The sequence below is a fragment of the Aurantiacibacter gilvus genome (assembly GCF_038289935.1).
GTDB lineage: Bacteria > Pseudomonadota > Alphaproteobacteria > Sphingomonadales > Sphingomonadaceae > Alteraurantiacibacter > Alteraurantiacibacter gilvus.
In genome coordinates this window covers 715,668-736,329 of the sequence record NZ_JBBYHV010000002.1, presented here as the reverse complement: position 1 = coordinate 736,329, position 20,662 = coordinate 715,668, and the positions used below count along the sequence as shown (strand labels likewise).

General features: G+C 63.7%; 29 protein-coding genes. 19 read left to right on the top strand and 10 right to left on the bottom strand.

Annotation, left to right across the window (positions count from 1 at the left end; genetic code table 11):
* Positions 1 to 37: 37 nt before the first annotated feature.
* The 5 genes from AAEO60_RS13490 to AAEO60_RS13470 all read left to right on the top strand — a co-directional run bounded on the left by AAEO60_RS13490 (position 38) and on the right by AAEO60_RS13470 (position 3,769).
* Entirely contained in the window at positions 38 to 640 is a 603-nt protein-coding gene (locus AAEO60_RS13490) for a pyridoxamine 5'-phosphate oxidase family protein (protein WP_341674230.1), read from the top strand.
* Entirely contained in the window at positions 640 to 1,335 is a 696-nt protein-coding gene (locus AAEO60_RS13485) for an endonuclease/exonuclease/phosphatase family protein (protein WP_341674229.1), read from the top strand. Before AAEO60_RS13490 ends, AAEO60_RS13485 begins: the two co-directional genes overlap by 1 nt.
* A 151-nt stretch (positions 1,336 to 1,486) precedes the next feature.
* Positions 1,487 to 1,825, top strand: coding sequence for a P-II family nitrogen regulator (locus AAEO60_RS13480; RefSeq protein WP_341674695.1), 339 nt, complete (start codon positions 1,487 to 1,489; stop codon positions 1,823 to 1,825).
* 17 nt (positions 1,826 to 1,842) lie between these two features.
* Positions 1,843 to 3,219: an ammonium transporter family protein gene (locus AAEO60_RS13475; protein WP_341674228.1), complete on the top strand. Its 1,377-nt coding sequence runs from the start codon at positions 1,843 to 1,845 to the stop codon at positions 3,217 to 3,219.
* Positions 3,220 to 3,430: 211 nt separating this feature from the next.
* Entirely contained in the window at positions 3,431 to 3,769 is a 339-nt protein-coding gene (locus AAEO60_RS13470; protein ID WP_341674227.1) for a P-II family nitrogen regulator, read from the top strand.
* Positions 3,770 to 3,779: 10 nt separating this feature from the next.
* Here the strand turns inward: AAEO60_RS13470 and AAEO60_RS13465 are convergent, their stop codons facing one another.
* The 3 genes from AAEO60_RS13465 to AAEO60_RS13455 are packed head-to-tail and all read right to left on the bottom strand — an operon-like array spanning position 3,780 to position 5,510.
* Positions 3,780 to 4,670: a sterol desaturase family protein gene (locus tag AAEO60_RS13465; protein WP_341674226.1), complete on the bottom strand. Its 891-nt coding sequence runs from the start codon at positions 4,668 to 4,670 to the stop codon at positions 3,780 to 3,782.
* 5 nt (positions 4,671 to 4,675) lie between these two features.
* Entirely contained in the window at positions 4,676 to 5,065 is a 390-nt protein-coding gene (locus AAEO60_RS13460; RefSeq protein ID WP_341674225.1) for a hypothetical protein, read from the bottom strand.
* Positions 5,066 to 5,069: 4 nt separating this feature from the next.
* Entirely contained in the window at positions 5,070 to 5,510 is a 441-nt protein-coding gene (locus AAEO60_RS13455; protein ID WP_341674224.1) for a protein tyrosine phosphatase family protein, read from the bottom strand.
* 261 nt (positions 5,511 to 5,771) lie between these two features.
* Between AAEO60_RS13455 and AAEO60_RS13450 the strand changes: the two genes are divergently transcribed.
* The 6 genes from AAEO60_RS13450 to queC all read left to right on the top strand — a co-directional run bounded on the left by AAEO60_RS13450 (position 5,772) and on the right by queC (position 11,012).
* The gene (locus AAEO60_RS13450; RefSeq protein WP_341674223.1) at positions 5,772 to 6,557 is read left to right on the top strand and encodes a cold-shock protein; all 786 of its coding nucleotides are present in this window, start codon (positions 5,772 to 5,774) and stop codon (positions 6,555 to 6,557) included.
* A gap of 146 nt (positions 6,558 to 6,703) precedes the next feature.
* The gene (locus AAEO60_RS13445; RefSeq protein ID WP_341674222.1) at positions 6,704 to 7,894 is read left to right on the top strand and encodes an aspartate aminotransferase family protein; all 1,191 of its coding nucleotides are present in this window, start codon (positions 6,704 to 6,706) and stop codon (positions 7,892 to 7,894) included.
* Positions 7,891 to 8,853 carry an ornithine carbamoyltransferase gene (argF, locus tag AAEO60_RS13440; RefSeq protein ID WP_341674221.1) on the top strand — a complete coding sequence of 321 codons (963 nt, stop codon included), beginning with the start codon at positions 7,891 to 7,893 and terminating at the stop codon, positions 8,851 to 8,853. Before AAEO60_RS13445 ends, argF begins: the two co-directional genes overlap by 4 nt.
* A gap of 40 nt (positions 8,854 to 8,893) precedes the next feature.
* Positions 8,894 to 9,790 carry an Hsp33 family molecular chaperone HslO gene (gene hslO / locus AAEO60_RS13435; protein WP_341674220.1) on the top strand — a complete coding sequence of 299 codons (897 nt, stop codon included), beginning with the start codon at positions 8,894 to 8,896 and terminating at the stop codon, positions 9,788 to 9,790.
* 98 nt (positions 9,791 to 9,888) lie between these two features.
* Entirely contained in the window at positions 9,889 to 10,272 is a 384-nt protein-coding gene (locus tag AAEO60_RS13430; protein ID WP_341674694.1) for a DUF3617 family protein, read from the top strand.
* A gap of 38 nt (positions 10,273 to 10,310) precedes the next feature.
* Positions 10,311 to 11,012 (top strand): 7-cyano-7-deazaguanine synthase QueC, encoded by a 702-nt coding sequence (gene queC, locus AAEO60_RS13425; protein ID WP_341674219.1) that lies wholly within the window; start codon positions 10,311 to 10,313, stop codon positions 11,010 to 11,012.
* Here queC and AAEO60_RS13420 read toward each other — a convergent pair.
* Genes AAEO60_RS13420 through AAEO60_RS13405 form a run of 4 tightly spaced genes read right to left on the bottom strand, consistent with a single transcriptional unit; the run spans position 11,009 to position 13,916 of the window.
* Positions 11,009 to 11,539, bottom strand: coding sequence for a superoxide dismutase family protein (locus AAEO60_RS13420; RefSeq protein ID WP_341674218.1), 531 nt, complete (start codon positions 11,537 to 11,539; stop codon positions 11,009 to 11,011). The genes queC and AAEO60_RS13420 overlap by 4 nt on opposite strands.
* 58 nt (positions 11,540 to 11,597) lie before the next feature.
* Positions 11,598 to 12,131, bottom strand: coding sequence for a DUF2793 domain-containing protein (locus AAEO60_RS13415; RefSeq protein ID WP_341674217.1), 534 nt, complete (start codon positions 12,129 to 12,131; stop codon positions 11,598 to 11,600).
* Complete coding sequence (locus AAEO60_RS13410) at positions 12,101 to 13,435, bottom strand: DNA-packaging protein (protein ID WP_341674216.1); 1,335 nt, start codon at positions 13,433 to 13,435, stop codon at positions 12,101 to 12,103. Before AAEO60_RS13410 ends, AAEO60_RS13415 begins: the two co-directional genes overlap by 31 nt.
* A complete protein-coding gene (locus AAEO60_RS13405) occupies positions 13,422 to 13,916 on the bottom strand; it encodes a hypothetical protein (RefSeq protein WP_341674215.1) in 495 nt (164 codons plus the stop codon). Before AAEO60_RS13405 ends, AAEO60_RS13410 begins: the two co-directional genes overlap by 14 nt.
* Before the next feature lie 225 nt (positions 13,917 to 14,141).
* Here AAEO60_RS13405 and AAEO60_RS13400 point away from each other — a divergent pair, with 225 nt between their 5' ends.
* The 4 genes from AAEO60_RS13400 to arsB are packed head-to-tail and all read left to right on the top strand — an operon-like array spanning position 14,142 to position 16,659.
* Positions 14,142 to 14,786, top strand: a complete 645-nt coding sequence (locus tag AAEO60_RS13400; RefSeq protein WP_341674214.1) for a YqaA family protein — start codon at positions 14,142 to 14,144, stop codon at positions 14,784 to 14,786.
* 59 nt (positions 14,787 to 14,845) lie between these two features.
* Positions 14,846 to 15,175, top strand: coding sequence for an ArsR/SmtB family transcription factor (locus AAEO60_RS13395; RefSeq protein WP_341674213.1), 330 nt, complete (start codon positions 14,846 to 14,848; stop codon positions 15,173 to 15,175).
* Complete coding sequence (locus tag AAEO60_RS13390; RefSeq protein ID WP_341674212.1) at positions 15,172 to 15,597, top strand: ArsI/CadI family heavy metal resistance metalloenzyme; 426 nt, start codon at positions 15,172 to 15,174, stop codon at positions 15,595 to 15,597. Before AAEO60_RS13395 ends, AAEO60_RS13390 begins: the two co-directional genes overlap by 4 nt.
* A 36-nt stretch (positions 15,598 to 15,633) precedes the next feature.
* A complete protein-coding gene (gene arsB, locus AAEO60_RS13385; protein ID WP_341674211.1) occupies positions 15,634 to 16,659 on the top strand; it encodes an ACR3 family arsenite efflux transporter in 1,026 nt (341 codons plus the stop codon).
* A gap of 3 nt (positions 16,660 to 16,662) precedes the next feature.
* Here the strand turns inward: arsB and spt are convergent, their stop codons facing one another.
* The gene (gene spt, locus AAEO60_RS13380; RefSeq protein WP_341674210.1) at positions 16,663 to 17,913 is read right to left on the bottom strand and encodes a serine palmitoyltransferase; all 1,251 of its coding nucleotides are present in this window, start codon (positions 17,911 to 17,913) and stop codon (positions 16,663 to 16,665) included.
* Between the two features lie 7 nt (positions 17,914 to 17,920).
* Positions 17,921 to 18,163, bottom strand: coding sequence for an acyl carrier protein (locus AAEO60_RS13375; RefSeq protein ID WP_341674209.1), 243 nt, complete (start codon positions 18,161 to 18,163; stop codon positions 17,921 to 17,923).
* Between the two features lie 149 nt (positions 18,164 to 18,312).
* Between AAEO60_RS13375 and AAEO60_RS13370 the strand changes: the two genes are divergently transcribed.
* Positions 18,313 to 18,849, top strand: coding sequence for a Pycsar system effector family protein (locus AAEO60_RS13370; RefSeq protein ID WP_341674208.1), 537 nt, complete (start codon positions 18,313 to 18,315; stop codon positions 18,847 to 18,849).
* A gap of 9 nt (positions 18,850 to 18,858) precedes the next feature.
* Here the strand turns inward: AAEO60_RS13370 and AAEO60_RS13365 are convergent, their stop codons facing one another.
* On the bottom strand, positions 18,859 to 19,236 hold the full coding sequence (locus AAEO60_RS13365) for a response regulator (protein ID WP_341674207.1): 378 nt from the start codon (positions 19,234 to 19,236) through the stop codon (positions 18,859 to 18,861).
* A gap of 58 nt (positions 19,237 to 19,294) precedes the next feature.
* On the opposite strand from AAEO60_RS13365, the gene AAEO60_RS13360 reads away from it, so the two are divergent.
* The 3 genes from AAEO60_RS13360 to AAEO60_RS13350 are packed head-to-tail and all read left to right on the top strand — an operon-like array spanning position 19,295 to position 20,660.
* A complete protein-coding gene (locus AAEO60_RS13360) occupies positions 19,295 to 19,576 on the top strand; it encodes a DUF3572 domain-containing protein (RefSeq protein WP_341674206.1) in 282 nt (93 codons plus the stop codon).
* Positions 19,573 to 20,199, top strand: a complete 627-nt coding sequence (locus tag AAEO60_RS13355) for an HAD family hydrolase (RefSeq protein WP_341674205.1) — start codon at positions 19,573 to 19,575, stop codon at positions 20,197 to 20,199. The genes AAEO60_RS13360 and AAEO60_RS13355 overlap by 4 nt, the downstream gene beginning before the upstream one ends.
* Positions 20,199 to 20,660 (top strand): RidA family protein, encoded by a 462-nt coding sequence (locus AAEO60_RS13350; RefSeq protein ID WP_341674204.1) that lies wholly within the window; start codon positions 20,199 to 20,201, stop codon positions 20,658 to 20,660. The genes AAEO60_RS13355 and AAEO60_RS13350 overlap by 1 nt, the downstream gene beginning before the upstream one ends.
* Positions 20,661 to 20,662 lie beyond the last annotated feature (2 nt).

Below are 20,662 nucleotides of genomic sequence, written 5' to 3'. Positions count from 1 at the left end.
TTCCGCCGGGATGACGAATGGGTGTAGGTAGCCTGCCATGGCCGATTTCTTCGACTCTCTGAGCGACAAGCATATTGCGATGGTGGAGGCCCAGCCGGTCTTCTTCGTCGCCACCGCCGCGCCCGATGCGCGGGTCAACCTGAGCCCCAAGGGCTATGACGCCTTCCGCGTTCTCTCGCCCACGCGGGTTGCCTATCTCGACCTTGGCGGGTCGGGCAACGAGACAAATGCCCACCTGCTGGCCGACGACCATCCGCAAGGCGGGCGGATCACGCTGATGTTCTGCAATTTCCAGCAGCCCGCGCTAATCCTGCGCATCTACGGGCGCGGCCAGCCGGTCCTGCCGTGGGAACGCGGCTGGGACGATCTGGCGCAGCACTTCACCCTGCTGCCCGGCACCCGGCAGATCTTCGATATCGCGGTGGAAAGCGTGCAGACCAGCTGCGGCTGGGGCGTGCCGTTCATGCAGTACGAGCGCGAGCGGCTGACGCTGGCCAAGGCGCATGCCAATGCCGATCCGCAGGAGTGGGCCGGAAAGGTCAAACGCCGCCGCGAATCCATCGACGGCCTGCCAACGCGCCCGACCGACCGTTATATCGCCGGGACCATGCCGCCCGAACGGCCAACCGACGGCGACTGATGCGGCTGACTTTCGCCAGCTACAACATCCACAAGGGCGTCGGCGCCGATGGCAGGCGCGATCCCGATCGCATCCTCGAAGTCATCGCGGAGATCGAAGCGGACGTCGTCGCTCTGCAGGAGGTGGACCTGCGCCTTGGTGCCCGCCGCGCCGTGCTGGACCGGGGGGACCTCGAACAGGCCGGATGGCAGGTGGCCAGCCATCCCACCAAGCCCGCCAGCCTCGGCTGGCATGGCAATGCCCTGCTGGTGCGAAAGGGGCTGGAGATTGTCGATGTCGATGCCCACCGCCTGCCGCAGGTCGAACCGCGCGGGGCCATTCGCGCCACCCTGCGCCATGCCCGCCAGGAAATCTGCGTCACCGGCATGCACCTCGACCTGACCGGCCTGCGACGCAAGCGGCAATTCGCTCATGTTTGCAATGCCAGCCGGGCACCGGGCTTGCCCGCTGTGATGCTGGGTGATTGCAACGAGTGGATTCGCCCGATCGGCGGCGAGCGCGGACTGGCGGCGCATTGGCACATGGTGGAGCCGGGCCGCAGCTTCCCCGCGCGCCGCCCCATGCTCGAACTCGACCGGATCATGCACACGCCGCACTGGCAACTCGAGAAGGCCGATGTCCATGCCAGCCGCGCGGCGCGCCTGGCATCGGACCACCTGCCCGTATTCGCGACACTGGTGCTGCACGAATCTTAGGCACGCTGCCTTTTATTTGTGCGCTGCAGCAAGATCGCACGACCCAGAATTGCCCGAAGACCCCGAAAACCGGCGCTTAGTTGCGTTTGGCACGCTCGTTGCATTCCTCGTCCATGGCCGGGAGCAACTCGGTGAGCCACAGGGGTCAATGATGAAATTCGTCATCGCCATTATCAAACCATTCAAACTCGACGAAGTGCGTGAAGCACTCGCAGGGATCGGCGTCGCCGGCATGACCGTGTCGGAAGTGAAGGGCTTTGGTCGCCAGAAGGGCCAGACCGAAATCTATCGCGGTGCCGAGTACTCCGTGAACATGCTTCCCAAGGTGAAGCTCGAAATCGCTGTGAGCGCCGAGCTGATGCCCAAGGTCGTCGAGACCATCCAGACAACCGCCAGCACGCAGAGCATCGGCGACGGCAAGATTTTCGTGCTCGACCTCGAGTCGACCACGCGGATCCGCACCGGCGAAACCGACGAAACCGCGCTGTGATCAGGGGGCCTAGAACAATGAAATCTGCTATTTGGAAACTGGGCGCTGTCGGTCTGACGGCGCTGCTCGCATCCAGCCCGGCCTTCGCCGCAGTGGCCGAGGCCCCCGTGGCCGAAGTCGCCGAAGCGGTTGCTGAAGTCGCCGAGCCCGCAGCCGACGCCGTCGGTGGCGGCACGGCCTATATCTTCAACACGCTGCTGTTCCTGATCGGCGGCTTCCTGGTCATGTGGATGGCCGCTGGCTTCGCCATGCTCGAAGCCGGCCTTGTCCGCGCCAAGAACACCTCGACGCAGTGTCTCAAGAACATCGGCCTCTATTCGATTGCCGGCCTGATGTTCTGGGTCGTCGGCTACAACATCGCCTATCCCGGTTTCGCCGAGGATTCGATGGGCCTGATCGGCGGCTTCAGCGGGATCTACTCGATGCAGGGTGTTGGCGAAGCTGACATCGACACCGGTTACTCGGTGGCTTCGGACTGGTTCTTCCAGATGGTCTTCTGCGCCACCACGGCCTCGATCGTTTCGGGCACGCTGGCAGAACGCATCAAGATCGTTCCCTTCTTCATCTTCGTCACCGTGCTGACCGGCCTTATCTATCCGGTCGTGGTGAGCTGGGAGTGGGGTGGCGGCTACCTCGACAGCCAGTGGGGCTTCTCCGACTTCGCTGGTTCGACGCTGGTCCACTCGACCGGTGGCTGGGCTGCCCTGATCGGTGCCATCATCCTCGGCGCCCGTATCGGTCGCTACACCGACGGCAAGGTCAACGTCTTCCCGGGTACCAACATTCCGCTCGCTACCCTGGGTACCTTCATCCTGTGGCTCGGCTGGTTCGGCTTCAACGGCGCATCGCAGCTGGCGATGGGCACCGTTGGTGACGTGTCCGACGTGTCGAAGATCTTCGTCAACACCAACATGGCTGCCTGTGGCGGCGTGGTGATCGCGATCATCCTCACGCAGATCCGCTACAAGAAGGCCGACGTTACCATGGCCATGAACGGTGCGCTGGCCGGCCTCGTGTCGATCACCGCAGAGCCGCTGGCTCCGACCGTTGGCCAGTCGATCCTGATCGGCATGATTGGTGGCGCCATCGTGGTCTTCACGGTTCCGCTGCTCGACAAGCTGAAGATCGACGACGTGGTCGGCGCCATCCCGGTTCACCTGTTCGCAGGTATCTGGGGCACGCTGGTTGTCGCCTGGACCGGTGATGCAACCTTCTCGGGCCAGCTGGTCGGTGTCCTGCTGACCGCAGTGTGGGTCTCGGCAGCCTCGGCAGTCATCTGGCTCGCTCTCAAGTACACCATCGGCCTGCGTCCTTCGGCGGAGATCGAGACTGCAGGTCTCGACATCCACGAGATCGGTGTCGAAGCCTATCCGGGTCTCGCCAACCAGGCGTAACCCCTTACCGAATTGGCGGGGTCAGGATCTCTCCTCCTCTCCCCCTGACCCCGCCAACACTCGTTCCTCCTGCGAACGTACACCTTGAACGGGCCGGAGCCGCAAAGCTCCGGCCCCTTTTTTGGCCCATTTTTTTGTTGCCAGTGGCCCCCCCAAGGCGGCTACATGGTTCCGGTAACATCCGGGTCACGAACTTCAGGGGAATAGATCCATGAAAATGGTCGTCGCAGTGATCAAGCCGTTCAAGCTGGAAGCCGTGCGCGAGGCGCTGGCAGGGATCGGTGTTGCCGGCATGACTGCCTGCGAGGCCAAGGGCTTCGGGCGGCAGAAGGGCCAGACCGAAATCTATCGTGGCGCCGAATATGCCGTGAACATGCTGCCCAAGGTGCGGCTGGAAATCGTCGCCAGCGACGAGATGGCGCCCAAAATTGTGGAGACCGTGCGCGAGGCAGCCAACACCGGCACGATCGGTGACGGCAAGATCTTCGTGCTCGACGTGGGCGGAGCCACGCGCATCCGCACCGGAGAGACCGGAGAGCTGGCCCTCTGAGGCAGTCTTCCTAGCTGTCGCCGGTTTCGCGCCGGCTCCAGCGTTCACGGATCATGTCGGAGGTTTCGCGGCTGCCGTCGTGGCTCCAGCCCGGCTCGCGCCAGATATACGAGAATTTGTGCCTCCAGGGCGCCTGCCACACGTCGCGGGCAATGCCGATCCACTCGTGGAACACGGCATAGAGCAGGTTGAAGCTGCCCAGCTGGCGCACGATCCCGTAGTGGATGCGATCCTCGTGGTCTTCGGGCGTGAAGGTGCCGAACAGTTTGTCCCAGACAATGAACACGCCCGCATAGTTGCGGTCGAGGTAACGCGCGTTGACGGCGTGGTGCACGCGGTGATGTGATGGCGTGTTCATAACCGCCTCGAACCAGCGCGGCATCCGGTCGATCGCTTCGGTGTGGATCCAGAACTGGTAGATCAGGTTGAAGCCCGCGCAGACCGCGATCATGCCTGGCTCGAAGCCCAGGGCGGCGAGCGGCCAGCGAAACACGAAGGAAACCGCGATAAACCCGGTCCAGGTTTGCCGAAGCGCGGTGGAGAGGTTGTAGTGCTGGCTGGAATGGTGGTTGACATGGCTCGCCCAGAACCAGCGCACGCGGTGCGCCATGCGGTGGAACCAGTAGTAGGCCAGGTCGTCGAGCACGAAGCACAGCGGCCAGGCCCACCAGGCCCAGCCAATCGACAGGGGGCCTTGCTGATGGATCCACACCAGCATGGCCACCGTCAGACCGCCGGTGATCGCGCCCGCCACCGTGCTGCCGATCCCGAAGGCCAGCGAAATGCCGGTATCTTGCCACTCGTAGCGCTGGGGTTGCCCGCGCGCGCGCACCCAGAGCAATTCGCCCACGATCAGCGCAACGAATACGGGAATGGCATAGGCGACCGGATCGAAGGGCATGGCGGTTAATTAACAGCGCTGTCAGCAGTGGTCCAGTCCCCGGCTGCAGGGCCCAGCGCGAGCGTCAATGGGCGACCTTCGCACGAGATGTGCAGCGTGCCGTCCTGATTCGCGGGGCGACAGTCTTCGGGAAGCGGCCGTGCTACGAAATGATTGCCGTGTGGGACGAGGACCAGCAGGCGACCTTGCCGGTCCCGGGCGATGGCTGCCCGCCCCTTGGCATCCAGTGCTACTGCGACCGGTTCGAACCCGCCCGGGGCCAGCCGAATCAGTTCAGCCGCTTCTTCGGGCGACTCGAGTCGGGCTTGCTGGCGAAAACCCAGCAACCAGGTCAGTCCCACGAGAAGGAGGACTGCAACAAGCGAACCGCCCAACTGGAGGAGTTCGCTGTCCATGCCGTCAGGGCCGTGCCTTGCTCGAAAGACCCTCCAGCGCCGGGGCGATCGCGCTGATGTCGTAACCGGCGGCAGCAGCAGCCGTGACCAGGTCCTGCGGCTGCGCGCCCCGACTGGCTTCCGCCAGCGCCCAGAGGAAAGTGGAGCGCGTGCCGCTGCGGCAATAGGCCAGCGTCGGGCCATCGGCCTCCTCCAGCGCCGCGACGGTCTCAGCGATCTTGTCCGGCGTCATTCCGCCGCCGGTTACAGGTATATACCGGTAACCAAGGCCCTGCTCCTGCGCTGCGGCCGCGATCTCGTCACTGGTCGGCTGACCTGCTTCCTCGCCGTCCGGCCGGTTGTTGATGATCGCGGTGAAGCCGTCGGCCCTGGCTTGCGCAACCTCTTCCAGGGTGATCTGGGGGCTGGCCCAGACAGTGTCGGACAGGCGTCGGAAATCGGTCATGGCAGCATCCTCTGGCGCTTCGGGTGGGGCACCGTAACCCATGCTGGAGCCGCGCAGAGAGGACAAGGGCACAATTGCCAAGATGCAACGCTTGTCGCCATCATCCGGCCGTAGTCTTAAATCATTCGCGTCGCGCCGCTTTCTTCGCTATAAAAGAGAGTGATTGAAGCGGCGGGGCAGGTCCTCCGTTTCCGGCCGACGGGCACTTCGCCCGCATCGTTGGCCGTTAGAAGAGGGCGGGATTGAAGGTTTTTCGAATACATGGGTTATGATCGAGGGCGTCGCGGAAAGGGCCGCGACAAGCGTGACAATATTGGGGAAGAAGGCTTCGATCCCTTCATGGATGGCCCCCCTCCAGCATCCGGCGGCTGGCGCGATGGCGGTGAAGACCGCTTTGGCGGCGGCGGTGGCGGCGGTGGCCGCTTCAACGACGATCGTGGCGGCGGTGGCGGCTTCGGCGGCGGCAATCGTGGCGGTGGCTTCAGCGGCGGTAATCGCGGCGGCGGCTTCAGCGGTGGTGGACCGCGCGGTGGCGGCGGCGGCGGAGACCGCGGCGGCATGCCCGCGCAGGTCGTAGGCACTGGCCAGGGCAAGGTAAAGTTCTTCAACGCCCAGAAGGGTTTCGGTTTCATCCAGCGTGATGAAGGCGGCGAAGACGTATTCGTGCACATCAGCCAGGTCGAACGTGCTGGCCTCGAAGGCCTCGCCGAAGGCCAGGAACTGCAGTTCAACCTCGTCGATCGCGGCGGGAAGGTCTCTGCGGCGGACCTGCAGGTGGTGGGCGACGTGATCGCTGCCCCCGCAAAGGCGCCGCAGCGCGAGCTGACCGGCGAGAAGGCCGTGGGTACGGTCAAGTTCTTCAACACCATGAAGGGCTTCGGCTTCATCACCCGCGATGACGGCAAGGAAGACGCCTTTGTCCATATCAGCGCTGTCGAGCGTTCGGGCATTCAGGGCATCAACGAGGGCGACCGTTTCGAGTTCGACCTCGAAGTCGACCGACGAGGCAAGTACTCGGCTGTCAACCTGGTCCCCGTGCAGGGCTAACCCGAAGGGTTATCTCACGGGGCGACCAGCCAAGGTTGCGGCGGCCGAGTATGTTTGACCGGCCGCCGACACCCTCCTAGACGAGAGCGTATTGGCGGTCCGGGTGGCCGCTTTTTGCTTTTCTTGCTTTCCTAGGATTTCTCACAATGTCGATTACTCCCCTGATGCCCGTCTACCCCCGGTGCGGCGTGCGGCCCGTTGAGGGCGATCACTGCCACCTGATCGACGAGGACGGCACGCGTTATCTCGACTTTGCATCCGGCATTGCCGTCAACCTGCTCGGCCATTCGCACGAAGGCCTGATCGGCGCGATCCAGCGCCAGGCCGCAAAGCTGATGCACGTTTCCAACCTCTATGGCAGCCCGCAGGGCGAAGAACTGGCGCAGCGGCTGGTCGACAAGACCTTTGCCGACACGGTGTTCTTCACCAACTCGGGCGCCGAGGCGGTGGAGTGCGCGATCAAGACAGTACGTGCCTATCACCAGCATGTCGGTAACGACGACAAGTACGAGATCATCACCTTCAAGAATGCCTTCCACGGGCGGACGATGGCGACGATCTCTGCCTCCAACCAAGAGAAGATGCACAAGGGGTTCTACCCCATGCTGGCAGGCTTCAAGTACGTCGATTTCGACGATCTCGAAGGGGCCAAGGCAGCCATGGGTCCGAACACGGCGGGCTTCCTAGTCGAGCCGGTGCAAGGCGAGGGCGGCATCCGTCCTGCCTCGCAAGAATTCATGCAGGGCCTGCGTGATCTGTGTGACGAGCACGACCTGCTGCTGGCGCTGGATGAGGTGCAGTGCGGCGTTGCCCGTACCGGCACGTTCTATGCCTACGAGCAGTACGGGATCGTGCCGGACGTGGTGGCGACGGCCAAGGGCATCGGCGGCGGCTTCCCCTTGGGCGCCTGCCTTGCCACCGAAAAGGCCGCGCGCGGCATGGTGATCGGCACCCACGGCTCCACCTACGGCGGCAACCCGCTGGCCATGGCTGCCGGCATGGCGGTGATGGATGCCGTGGCGAACGACGAATTCCTGGCGGAAGTCCGCGCCAAGGGCGAACGCCTGCGCACCCGGCTGGAACAGTTCATCGGCAACTACCCCGAGCTGTTCGAAGGTGTGCGCGGCATGGGCCTGATGCTGGGAATCAAGATGAAGGCCGAACCGCGGCCCTTCATGGTGCACCTGCGCGACAACCATCAGTTGCTGACCGTGGCTGCGGGCGACCAGACGCTGCGCGTGTTGCCGCCGCTGGTGATCGACGACGCCGAGATGGACGAGTTCTTCGAGAAGCTGTCTGCCGGTGCCGCCAGCTACACGCCGGAAGACGCGTCATGAGCGGGGACAGGCCCCTCGACCTCGCGCCGGTGGTGCGGAACCTGCTCGACCTGTCCGACGCGGGCGGGGATGCTGTCGCGGCGATGATCAACGATGCGATCGACCGCAAGGCGGCGCGCAAGGGCTGGCCCAAGGGCAAGCCCGATGCCGATGCGCCGCTGGCAGGCCACGTGCTGGCCATGGTGTTCGAGAAGAGTTCGACGCGCACCCGCGTCAGTTTCGATATCGCCATGCGCCAGCTCGGCGGCTCGGCGATTATCCTCGATTCGGGCACCTCGCAACTGGGGCGCGGCGAATCGATTGCCGACACCGCGCGTGTGCTCAGCCGGATGGCCGATGCGATCATGGTCCGCACGGACGATCACGCCAAGATCGAGGAGATGGGGGAGTACGCCCACGTGCCGGTGATCAACGGCCTGACCGACCGGTCGCACCCGTGCCAGATCGCGGCTGACCTGCTGACGGTGATCGAACATGGCAAGGCGCTGCCGGGGCTGGAAGTCGCCTGGTTTGGCGATGGTAATAACGTGCTGCACTCGATCCTCGAGGCGGCATCGCTGATGAAGTTCAACGTCCGCGTGGCGACGCCTTCCGGCTACGAACCCGAAGCCGAATTCGTCGACATGGCGCGCAATGCAGGCTGCACTGTCACGCTGACGCAGGATGCTCAGGCCGCTGCCAGCGGTGCCGACGTCATCGTCACCGACACCTGGGTTTCGATGGGGCAGGAGCATGTTCACAACAAGCTCGCCGCGATGGAGCCTTACCGTGTCGACGAGGCGCTGATGGCGCATGCCAAGGCCGACGCGGTATTCCTGCACTGCCTGCCCGCCCACGTCGGCGACGAGGTAAGCGAAGGCGTGTTCGAAGGGCCGCAGTCAGTGGTCTTCGACGAAGCCGAGAACCGTATTCACGCGCAGAAGTCGATCCTGCTGTGGTGCTTCGGCAAGCTGGGGTGAGCGCGCTTCACATTCGGCCCATGCGCCCCATATGGCGCGCATGACCGACATACCCCCTGCCACTTTCTCGGACGAGTTGCTGGGCTTCGCCATCCCCTCGCGAAATTCGCGCGGGCGGGCTGTGCGGCTTGGCCCGGTGCTGGACGATATCCTCGCCGCGCACGACTATCCACCGGCCCTGAAGCACTGCCTTGCGGAAGCGCTGGTCGTGACAACGCTGATGGGGGGGTTGCTGAAAGACGAGGGCGACCAGCTCACCATGCAGGCACAGGGCGAAGGTGGCGCGGTCAGCCTGCTCGTCTGCGATTACCGTGACGGCGAGATACGCGGCTACGTTGAACACGATCCCGAGCAAGCGCCTGCCGACGGGGCGAATGCTGACCTCGCGAGCCTGTTCGGCAAGGCGCATCTCGCGATTACCTTCGACATCGCCAAGACCGGCAAGAGGTACCAGGGGATCGTGCCCCTCGAAGGCGAGTCGCTGGGCGTGGCGGTGGAGGCCTACTTCGCACAAAGCGAACAAATTCCGACACTGATCCGCACGGCCATCCGGTCAGGCGCGGTCGGCACCATGGCGGCCGGTTTTCTCGTACAACACCTTCCGGAAGGCGAGGAAGGCCGCGAGCGGCTGCATGTACGGCTCGACGATCCCGAGTGGGAGCACGTCTCGGTCCTTGGTGAAAGCCTGCGGCATGATGAATTGGTCGACCGGGATCTGTCTTTGGAAGAACTGGTCTGGCGACTCTATCACGAGGAAGACAAGGTGCTCATCTCGCCGGGTGCGGCCTTGTCAAAGGGATGCCGTTGCACCGTCGCACACTTTGAAGATGTCTTGGCGCGTTTTCCCAAGGAGGACCGCCGCGAAATGGCTAATGAAGAAGGGATCATCCTTGTCGACTGCGCGTTCTGTTCGAAGATCTTTCCGATTCTAGACTAACGATTCGTCGCAGCTGAGGTGCAATTGGTCGTTCATATTCACTGTGCTATAAGGTGGCTGATTGGAGTGGAATGAAAGTGAAGCATTTGGGCAAATTTGTGGGCTTGAGCAGCGTCGTGGCGGCAGCCACGGTGGCGCTGACGCCTGCCGTTGCGCAAGCGCCAGAGCTTGCCATGCTCGATACGCTCACTCGCGGCGCGTGGGAGTTCCGGGCGCGAGGCGATGACGATACCTTGCGCATCTGTGTGCGGACGGGCCGCGAGCTGATCCAGCTGCGGCACCGCCAGACCAATTGCGAGCAGTTCATCGTGCAGGATGACGCCAACGAAGTGACCGTTCAGTACACCTGCCGCGGTAGCGGTTACGGCCGCACCTCGATCCGCAAGGAAGGCAGCACGCTGGTGCAGATCCGCAGCCAGGGCACCTACAGCGGCACGCCTTTCTCGCTGGTGGGCGAGGCCCGCCGTACGGGCAGCTGCTGACACTTGCCCCAAGGCGCGCAAATGCCTAGCGCGCGACTATGAGTGAATCCGGAAAAATCGCGGTCGTCCTGCTTTCGGGCGGGCTCGATTCGATGGTCACTGCCGCGCTTGCGCGAGAGCAGGGCTATCGCCTCCATGCCCTGACCATCGACTATGGCCAGCGCCACGTGCGCGAGCTGGAATCAGCGCGCGCCATTGCCGAAAAGCTGGGCGTGGAGCGCCATGTGCTCTTGCCGCTCGACCTGCGCCAGTTCGGCGCGTCGGCGCTGACCGACGACATTGCCGTGCCCAAGGGCGGCGTGGGCGAGGATATCCCGGTCACCTATGTCCCAGCGCGCAACCTGCTGTTCCTGTCGCTGACGACGGCCTTTGCGGAAAGCTCGGGTTCCAGCGACATCTTCATCGGGGTCAACGCGCTAGACTACTCGGGCTACCCTGATTGCCGCCCGGAATTCATCGCCAGCTTTGCAGAGACCGCCCGGTTGGGCACCAAGAAGGGCGTCGAAGGCGAGCCTTTCACCATCCACGCGCCGCTGCAGCACATGACCAAGGCCGATATTGCCAGCGAGTGCCGGCGGCTGGGGCTAGACCCTGCATGGAGCTGGTCTTGCTACGATCCGTCGCCCGAAGGCCTGGCATGCGGCCTTTGCGACAGCTGCCGCTTGCGACTGAAGGGCTTTGCCGAAGCGGGTGTGGAGGACTTTACCGCCTATGCCGCGCGCCCTGAAGGGCTCGACTAGCTGCGGGCAATGACCCCGCAGGCAATCCGGCTGCCGGCATCGCCTGCCGGGTCGCTCCGGTAGTCATCGGGACCGGCGTGCACCACGACTGCGGTGCCGTCCTGGTCGAAGATCTGCGGCAGCACCGTTTCGCTGTTCCCTCGCAGGATCGTGCTCATTGTGCCGATTCCGTCGGCTGAAACCTGGGCATTGGGCATGTCGCCAAGGTGCGCACCCATGGGGTTGCGTGTCCCATGCTGGTTCCCGCCCGGGTTGAGGTGTCCGCCAGCCGAGGTGAAGTCACTGGCGGTGCAGCTGCCCGTGGTATGCAGGTGCACGGCGTGTGTTCCCTCAGGCAGGCCGTCCAGCGAAACCGAGATCGTTACCTCTCCGGCCAGCGAGTAGAGCCGTGCCGATCCCACTTCATCACCGGCACTGTCGAAGATGGTGGCGCTGCCGACCTCGTCAGCCGCGGATTCGTAGACGGTTGCGCAGCCACTGGTGGCGACAAGGCAAAGAGTTGCGAGAATGCTTGTGCGAATGGACATGACGTCTCCGGTTTGGTCGGCTCTGCTGCCCTAACGCGCAATCCGCAAATTGGGTCCGCTAGGTCGTGGCCAGAATGCCCGATATCTGCAGCGCGGCGACCAGTTGCGCGATTGCCGCGCGTGCCTCGCTATCTTCGGTTGAGCCACCTGTGGGCGTCGTAACGGCAGCGGCGCGCTGCCAGCCGCTGCCATAGCGTGCGCTCTGGCCAGCGGCCTTGTCGCGCACGACCATGCCTTCAACGGGCGGCGTGAACAGCCAGTTGCCTGCCTGTCTGCTGGCGATCATGCCTGCCTGTGCAGACCAGACACCAGTCGGCGTGTCACCCACCAACCAGCATTCACCGTCCGTCGGAGCAGCCGGAGGGTCGTTCGCCTCGCCCTCCACTGCCAAATGCAGCAGGGCATCAATCCGCGCGAAGGCCTCGTTGACGGTCAGTTCTTTTTGCGCCTGGGCGACGAAAAGATTTGGCAGCGCCAGCCGCGGGGTCCGCGAAATCGGCGAAGGCTTGGAGCAAGCGAATTCACTGGCTGGAGAAGGCCATTTCCAACCAGTCCTGACGGTCAGAGTCTGCGTACCGCAGGCTTTCCCCACCTCTCCAGCATCAGCTCTGTCAGCCCCCAGACCAGCGCGTCGGCGCGGTCGGGCGATCGGCCCGGTCCTTCGTAGCCGCCGCCCACCATCAGCCCGCACAGTTCGTCCTCCAGCTGCGCAAACTGGCCGACGTGGTTGACGCGGCCGCTTTCGTAGTGTGCGGCCACGGGTTCGGCGCGGGCTGCCTTGCCGCGGCTGGCGTGGACCAGCTTCAAGGGCATCTGGCAGTCGGCGGCGCGCAGGACGCCGGCGACCATGTCGCCGCCCTGGTTGGCCTCGGCGACCACGCGGTCCGCCTTCCAGTGCAGCGCGGCCTGCGCCACTGCGCGCGCCCAGCCTTCGGGGCTGGAGCCGCGGAGCGATGCATCATCCAGGACCTTGCCTTGCCCATCCGGCGTCACCGCACAGACGACGATCCCGCAGGTATCGCCATGGGCGCTGGCGGGCGGGGCCACCGCCACGACGATGCGGGCAAGTTCGCCGACATAGGCCACCTCGCGGCACCGCTCGATCAGCGAGCGGGACCACAAGGCACCTTCGACATCTTCGAGCAGTTCGCCGACCAGCTCCTGTCGCCCCAGCGCGGTGCGGGCGAATTGCTGGCGGATCGACCGCACAAAGGCCGCCGAAAGGTGCGCGGCGTTTTCGTAGGTGCCGCCGCGGGTGATGGCGACGGCGCTGCATTCGCGTGCTTCCTCCACCAGTTGCCGCACGATCGGCACCGCGCGCGGGGTGGTGGTGGCGAGCGCGAGGGGGCGCTCACCAAGACGCAAGCCCAGCTGCAGATTGTTCCACGTCGTCATGGCACGATTGCCGGAATTATCCCATTTGGCGATCTCATCGCACCAGGCGTGCGTATGTTGCGGACCTCGCAGGCTCTCCGGCTCGCCGGCAGAAAACAGCATGGCCTGCGCGCCGTTGGGCCATAGCAGGCGCCGCGTGCTGCTCTCGAACCGGGGCCGCGCCTTGCCGCGATGGCAGGCGAGGATACCGCTTTCGCCTTCGACCAGCACGGCCCGCGCCTCGTGGATCGAGCTGGCTACCAGGGCAATGCGGGCTGAGGGATCGCTCCCCGCTAGCTGCCGCACCCATTCGGAACCCGCGCGCGTCTTGCCGAAGCCGCGTCCCGCCATGATCAGCCAGGTGCGCCAGTCGCCGGGCGGCGGAAGCTGGTTCTCGCGCGCCCAGAAGGGCCAGTAGGCCTGCAACTGGCGCCGTTCGGGCTCGCTCAGCTCGGCCAGCAGGCGACCGCGCTGCGACCAATCCTTGCCAAGCAGGAACTCCCGCTGGCTAGTCGCCTGCATCGCGCTCGTGGCCCTGTCTGCCGTCTTCCAGCAGCATCTGTTTCACCTCGGCCTCGCGCAGACGCATCATTTCCAGCTTCTCGTTGAGCGATTCGAGCACGCTTTCCTCGTCCTCCTCGCTTTCCAGCGCCCGCTGGTGCGCTACCGTCTCGCGGTGCATGGCGAGCAGGCGCAGGGCATTGGCGATGTCGAACTTGCGATCATCCTTGCCCGCGACCACGCCAAACCGCAGCCGTTCGAGCGTCTCCATCTCGAGGTGGGCGTAACCTTCCATCAGCGCCTCGTTCCACAGGCGGCGGAATTCCGGGTCGAGCTTGCGGGTCTTGTAGGCGCGGCTTTTCGAAGCGCCGGAGACGCGCGCCGCTTCGCTGACGTTGGAGGTTTCCGCCAGCGTATCGAGGAACAAGGCGCGCCAATGCCGGTCGAGATCGGGCTTTTCGCCTTCTTTCTGCACTGCGCGCAGCTTCACCTGTGTACCCATGCCTGCCGACCCCGATGTCCAAAACAAAAGGGCGCCCCCGTCGCCGGGACCGCCCTGAATTGTCGTCCGGGAGTGGCTCCCGGCGACTCGCTTTATCGCGATGTTCGGGTTCTCTAACCAAAGTGCGTGACGATGTCAATACAAAAGTGCCAAAGAGGTTATATTGTAGGACTTGCCCCTTGCGGCGGCCTCCCCTAATCGGCGGGAAACGGCACAGGATTTCCCATGCTTCGCGGATTGTACGACTGGACGATGGCCAAGGCCGCGCATCCCAAGGCGGAGTGGTGGCTGGCCTTCTTCGCCTTTGTCGAATCGAGCTTCTTCCCCATCCCGCCGCACCCGCTGCTGGGCCTGATGTGCCTGGCAGAGCCGAGGAAGGCGATCCGGTTCGCCCTCGTCTGCACCGCCTTCTCCGTGCTCGGCGGGCTGTTCGGTTACCTGATCGGGTACTTCCTCTACGAAGCCGTGGGCGAGGCGATGATCGGCGCGCTGGGGCTTTCCGACAGCTTCCCGCAGGCGGCTTGCTACATCCGCGAACAGGGCGCGGCCGCGGTGTTCCTCGCTGCCGGTACGCCGATCCCGTTCAAGCTGATGACCATCACCGCCGGGTTCGTGGAGATGCACCTCGTCACCTTCCTGCTGGCGGCGATTGCCGGGCGCGGGCTCATCTTCATGGTGGTGGGCGTGCTGTTCCGCCTGTTCGGCGCGCCGATCAAGGCCTTTATCGACAAGTACCTGGTGATGGTGACCTCGGCCTTCGTGGTGCTGGTGGTGGGCGGTTTCCTGGCGATTACCCAGCTGGCGCACGACGAAAGCGGCGAGGCGGATACCGGCTCTTGCGCCGCGGTGACCTCGCTCGACGACCTTTAATTCGACTATTCTCGAAATAAGGCTTGCATTGGCGTGCAATCATTTCGATAATAGTCGAAATGAAGCAGGATGACGCTATCGCCGCCCTCGGGGCGCTCGCCCACGATCACCGCCTTTCGGTGTTCCGCTTGCTGGTGCAGGCGGGGCCGCAAGGTGTGGCCGCGGGCGATATTGCCCGCCAACTGGGCTTGCCGAATTCGTCGCTGTCGTTCCACCTTGCGCAATTGCAGCAGGCGGGGATTGTCAGCCAGCGGCGCGATGGGCGTTCGCTGATCTACAGCGCCGACTATGCCGCGATGGAGAGCCTGCTCGGCTTCCTCACCGAAAACTGTTGTGCCGGCGCCACCTGCATGGCGTCCAAAGATTCCGCCAAGGAGAACAGTCGATGAAACGCATGCACGTCCACCTGGGGGTCCGTGACCTCGACACCTCGATCGCCTTCTATTCCGAGCTGTTCTCTGCTGCTCCCGTGGTTCGCAAGCCGGACTACGCCAAGTGGCTGCTCGACGATCCGCGGCTGAACTTTGCCATCTCGCAGGGTCACGACCACAGCGGGATTGCCCACCTCGGCCTGCAGGCTGAGGACACCGACGAACTGCGCGAGATTTATGGCCGGTTGCAGCGCGCCGAACAGCCCGTGCTCGAAGAAGGCCAGACAACCTGCTGCTACTCCCGCAGCGAGAAGAGCTGGACTGCCGATCCCGACGGCGTGAAGTGGGAAGTATTCCATACCCACGGCGAGGCAACCACCTATGGTAATCCCGCGCCGCTGGTCCCCGCCTCCGCCGCGACCGGTGCGTGCTGCGGCTGACCTAGCCATCGGCTGGGCTGTACAAGGGATCACCTGATGGCTTCGTTCGAACGTTTCCTCTCGATCTGGGTTGGCCTTGCGATTGCGGCCGGGGTCACCCTGGGGCTTGTCGCTCCGGGCGTGGCCACCGCGCTGGCCGGGCTGGAATATGCGTCGGTCAACCTGGTGGTGGCGGTGCTCATCTGGGCAATGATCTATCCGATGATGGTGGCGGTCGACTTCACCAGCATCCGCGACATCGGCACCAAGCCCAAGGGACTGATCATCACGCTGGTGGTGAACTGGCTGGTAAAGCCGTTCACCATGGCGGCCTTGGCCGTGCTGTTCTTCGACCATCTCTATGCGAATCTGATCGGAGAGGCTGACGCACAGCAATACATTGCCGGCCTGATCCTGCTGGGCGCCGCGCCCTGCACGGCGATGGTCTTCGTATGGTCGCAACTGACCAAGGGCGATCCGGCCTACACGCTGGTGCAAGTGTCGGTGAACGACCTGATCATGATCGTGGCCTTCGCCCCCATCGTGGTCTTCTTGCTCGGCGTCACCGACATTATCGTGCCGTGGGACACACTGCTTCTGTCGGTCGTGCTCTACGTCGCCTTTCCGCTGCTGGCAGGCTGGCTGACCCGCCGCTCGATCATCGCGCGCGCCGCCGGAGACGATCAAGCGGTCGACAGCTTCACCTCGCGGCTCAAGCCGTTCTCGATCCTCGGCCTGCTCGCCACCGTGGTCCTGCTGTTTGCCTTCCAGGCTGAGACCATCGTTTCACAGCCGGTGCTGATCGTGCTGATCGCGATCCCCATCATCATCCAGTCCTACGGCATCTTCGCTGTCGCCTATGCCGCAGCCTGGGCGTGGCGCATTCCGCACACCATCGCCGCCCCATGTGCGCTCATCGGCACCTCCAACTTTTTCGAGCTGGCGGTAGCAGTCGCTATCGGCCTGTTCGGCCTGACGAGCGGCGCGGCGCTCGCCACGGTGGTAGGCGTGCTGGTCGAGGTGCCGGTGATGCTGTCGCTGGTCGCCCTGGCCAACCGGACGCGCGCGAACTTTCCAGGCTAGGGCCTAGATAATCCCCACAGCCTTGCCGGCGCGTTCGAACATACCGAGGATGGTCTCCACCTCCTCGGAGCTGTGCTCGGCGCAAAGCGAGCAGCGCAGCAGCGTCATGTTGGCAGGCGTTGCCGGCGGACGCGCGAGGTTCACGTAGAGGCCTTCCTTCAGCAGCGCTCCCCACATGGCCGCACCGCGCTCCAGGTCCGGCATGATCACCGCGACGATGGCGCTTTCTGGCTGGTCGGTGCCCAGCTGGAAGCCGAGCTCGGTCAGGCCAGCATGCAGGCGCTTGGAATTCTCCCACAGGTGCGCGCGCTTGTTGGAGCCGTGCATCAGCTTGCGGATCGAGGTTGCGGCCGTCGCCACCACGCTGGGCGGCAGCGAGGCGGTGAAGACGTAAGGACGGCACACCAGCCGCATGATCTCGAACTTGGGATGGTTGGACACGCAGAAGCCGCCCACCGTGCCGACGCTCTTGGAGAAGGTGCCGATGATGAAGTCGACATCGTCGATACACCCGGCCTGCTCGCAGACGCCGCGCCCGTTATCACCGATGAAACCCATCGAATGCGCCTCGTCTACCAGCACCATGGCGCCGTGCTTCTTGGCGACCGCGACCATTTCCTTCAGCGGGGCAATGTCGCCCAGCATCGAGTAGACGCCTTCCAGCACCACCAGCACGCCCGCGCCTTCGGGAATGCGCTTGAGGCGCTTTTCCATCGCTTCGATATCGTTGTGCTTGAAGGGCACGATCTCGGCCTTGCCCATGGCGCAGCCATCCCAGATCGAGGCATGGCTGTCGATATCGAGCACCACGTAGTCACCCTTGCCGGCGATGGTGGAGATGATGCCGAGGTTTGCCTGGTATCCGGTCGAGAACACCATGGCATGATCCATGGCGTAAAATTCCTTGAGCGCTTCCTCGCACTCCTTGTGGCCCTGGTACGTACCGTTCAGCACGCGGCTGCCGGTCGTACCTGAACCGAAGTTGTCGAGCGCGTCCTTGCCCGCCTGGATCACGTCCGGGTCGAAGGTCATGCCCATGTAGTTGTAGGTGCCAAGCAGGATCGTGTCGCGCCCGTTGCAGATTGCACGGGTCGGCGAAAGTACCTTTTCCATCACCAGGCTGAACGGATCTTCCATTCCGCTGGCGAGCAGGCCTTCGCGCATTGCGATGGTTTCGTCGAACTTGGAGAACAGATCCCTGGATTCGCCAGCCATGGTCTGCGGCCTGTCCGGTTGCGAGATGCCTTCGCTCATCTTGATGTCAGCCCGCAGTCTGTGCGGCGACAGCATCGACGAGTTGGCCGTAGTTCTCGATCTCGGCCTGCTGGTTCATCGAGATGATGATGTCGAACTCGTCTTCGATGGCGGCGACAAAGTCCATCACTGTCAGGCTGTCAAACTCGAGGTCCCCGGCGAAAGTGGTGGAATCGGTGATCTCGACACCCTTCTTGTTGAACTCCTCGATGATCGAACGGATCTTGGTATCGACGGCGTCGCGGTCCATAGTATTTCCTGTTTGTACCTGTGGCGGGCGCAGGCCTGCCATCTTGTTGCGTCGGCAAAGCGGCTGACCATGGTGCTTGTCAAGCGGATTGGCGATTGGCAAGCTTGATCGAACTCTGGCAAGGTTGACCAGAATGTCAGGGGGGCAGCATGAACGAAACAAAATCGGGTGAGCCGCGCAAGTTTGCCACGAACGCGGTGCAGATGCTGCGTACGGTACAGTCAAATACGCTGTCGTTGTCGTCAATGGCAGACCAGAAGGCCTCGATCCTGATGGGTGCGACCTTCGTGGTCTTCTCGATCTCCGTGGGTCGCGCGCTGGAAGGCTCGATGCCCTATTCGCTTGGTGTGCTGGCGGTCTTTGCCTTCCTCTCTTCGCTGTCCGCCGCCTGGGCCGTCATGCCGTCGATCCTCAAGCCACCGCAGGTTCCGAACAAGCAGCAGAACCCGCTGTTTTTCGGGCACTTCGCCTTTCGCAATGAAGACGAATGGGCGGATGACTTCCTCGATCACCTGGAAGACGAAGAGGCCATGTTCCGCATGATGCTGCGCGACCTGTATCAGAACGGCCTGGTGCTGCAGCGGCGAAAGTATCGCTACCTGTCTTACGCCTACCGGCTGTTTGTCTATGGAATGATGTTGACGCTGGTTGCCGTGGCCATCGAATATTCGATGATCTATTCCTGACCGGCGGCGTCAGGCTGCCTCGCGTTCCATCAGGCCTCTTACGGCGGCCATGAAGGGACCGATGCTCACCGGCTTGGACAGGTAGCCTTCGGCGCCCGACTCGCGGATGCGCTGCTCGTCGCCTTTGCCGGCATAGGCGGTAACGGCGAGGACCGGCACGGTCGACAGGTCTGCATCGCCTTTCATCGTCGAGATCAGGTCCAGCCCGGATACTTCCTGCAGCTGGATATCCATGACGACGAGATTGGGCGTGAAGGCGCGAGCCCGCTCGATGGCAAGGTTGCCGTCTGCGCATGGCTCGACGGCAAAGCCGCCCGCCTGCAATACGTCGCAGAAAAGTTTCCTGTTCAGATCGTTGTCCTCGACAACGAGGATGCGCTTCGTCATGGAGCCCCCAACGCTTCCATCCCAATGGAAGTCTGTCCATTACCCTGCTTGTGGATAAGTGACAATTCTAAACGCAGATGAAGATTCGGTTACTTCGGCTTCGGCCTATGCTTTGCAGGCGCTGGGCTGGGTGCTGGCGGATGACAGGCGCGCACAGCGCTTCCTTGACCTGACAGGCCTGACACCCGACGGCCTGCGCGAGGCGATTGGCGACACATCGACCCACCGCGCGGTGCTTGATTTCCTCGCCCAGCACGAGCCCGACCTGCTGGGGGCCGCCGAAGCGCTTGGCATTGAACCGGATCGGCTGGTCGCCGCCCAAAGGAGACTGCACGCATGAACCGTCCGCTTGTCGTTACCGATTGCGATGAAGTCCTGCTGCACATGGTGCGGCATTTCCGCGACTGGCTGGATAGCGAGCACGACATCGCCTTCGAGCTGGAAGGCAATCCCTTCATCCAGTCGATGCGCCGTCGTGACAGCGAGGAAAGCCTGAGCGAGGCTGAGGTCTGGGACCTGCTGGGCGGGTTCTTCGACACGCAGATGCATGCGCAGGAACCGATCGCCGGATCGGTGGCCGCCATTGCCGATTTGCAGCGCGAGGCAGACGTGGTGGTGCTCACCAACCTCAACCACGAGCGCAACGAGGCGCGCCGCAAGCAATTGCAGGCGATCGGGATCGACCTTCCGGTCTTCACCAACCTTGGCCCCAAGGGCGGGGCCTTGCAGCGGATCGTCGAGGAGCATGACGCCAGTCGCGCGGTCTTCATCGATGACATCGCCAAGCATCACGAATCCGCATTGGAACACGTCCCGCAAGTCCATCGTTTGCACTTCTGCGGCGAACCGGCCATTGCGCCGCACGTGCCCTGCGCCCATGAGGCAGGCCATGCCCACGCCCGGATAGACAATTGGGCCGATGCCCTGCCATGGCTGCTCGAAACCCTCCACGGAGACCAATAATGTCCTACGAAGCGCGGCTGCAAGAACTCGGCATTGTCCTGCCTGACGTGTCGCCCCCATTGGCCAGCTACGTGCCGGTCATGGTGCACGGCGACCTTGCCTTCGTTTCGGGGCAGCTTCCCTTTGTCGACGGCGAACTGGTGACGGGTACGCTCGGCAAGGATGTCGAACTGGACCAGGCCATTGTCGCGGCGCGTGCTTGCGGCCTGATGATCCTGGCGCAGCTAAAGGCGGCCATTGGCTCGCTCGACAAGGTGGAGCGGGTGGTAAAGCTGGGCGGCTTCGTCGCCTCTACCCCTGACTTCACGGACCAGCACAAGGTGGCGAACGGCGCGTCGGACCTGATGGCCGAGGTCTTCGGCGATGCCGGCCGCCACGCGCGCGCCGCCGTGGGCGTGCCGAGCCTGCCAGTCGGAGCCGCAGTCGAGGTCGACGCGGTAATCGCGCTTTCGGCTGACTGATC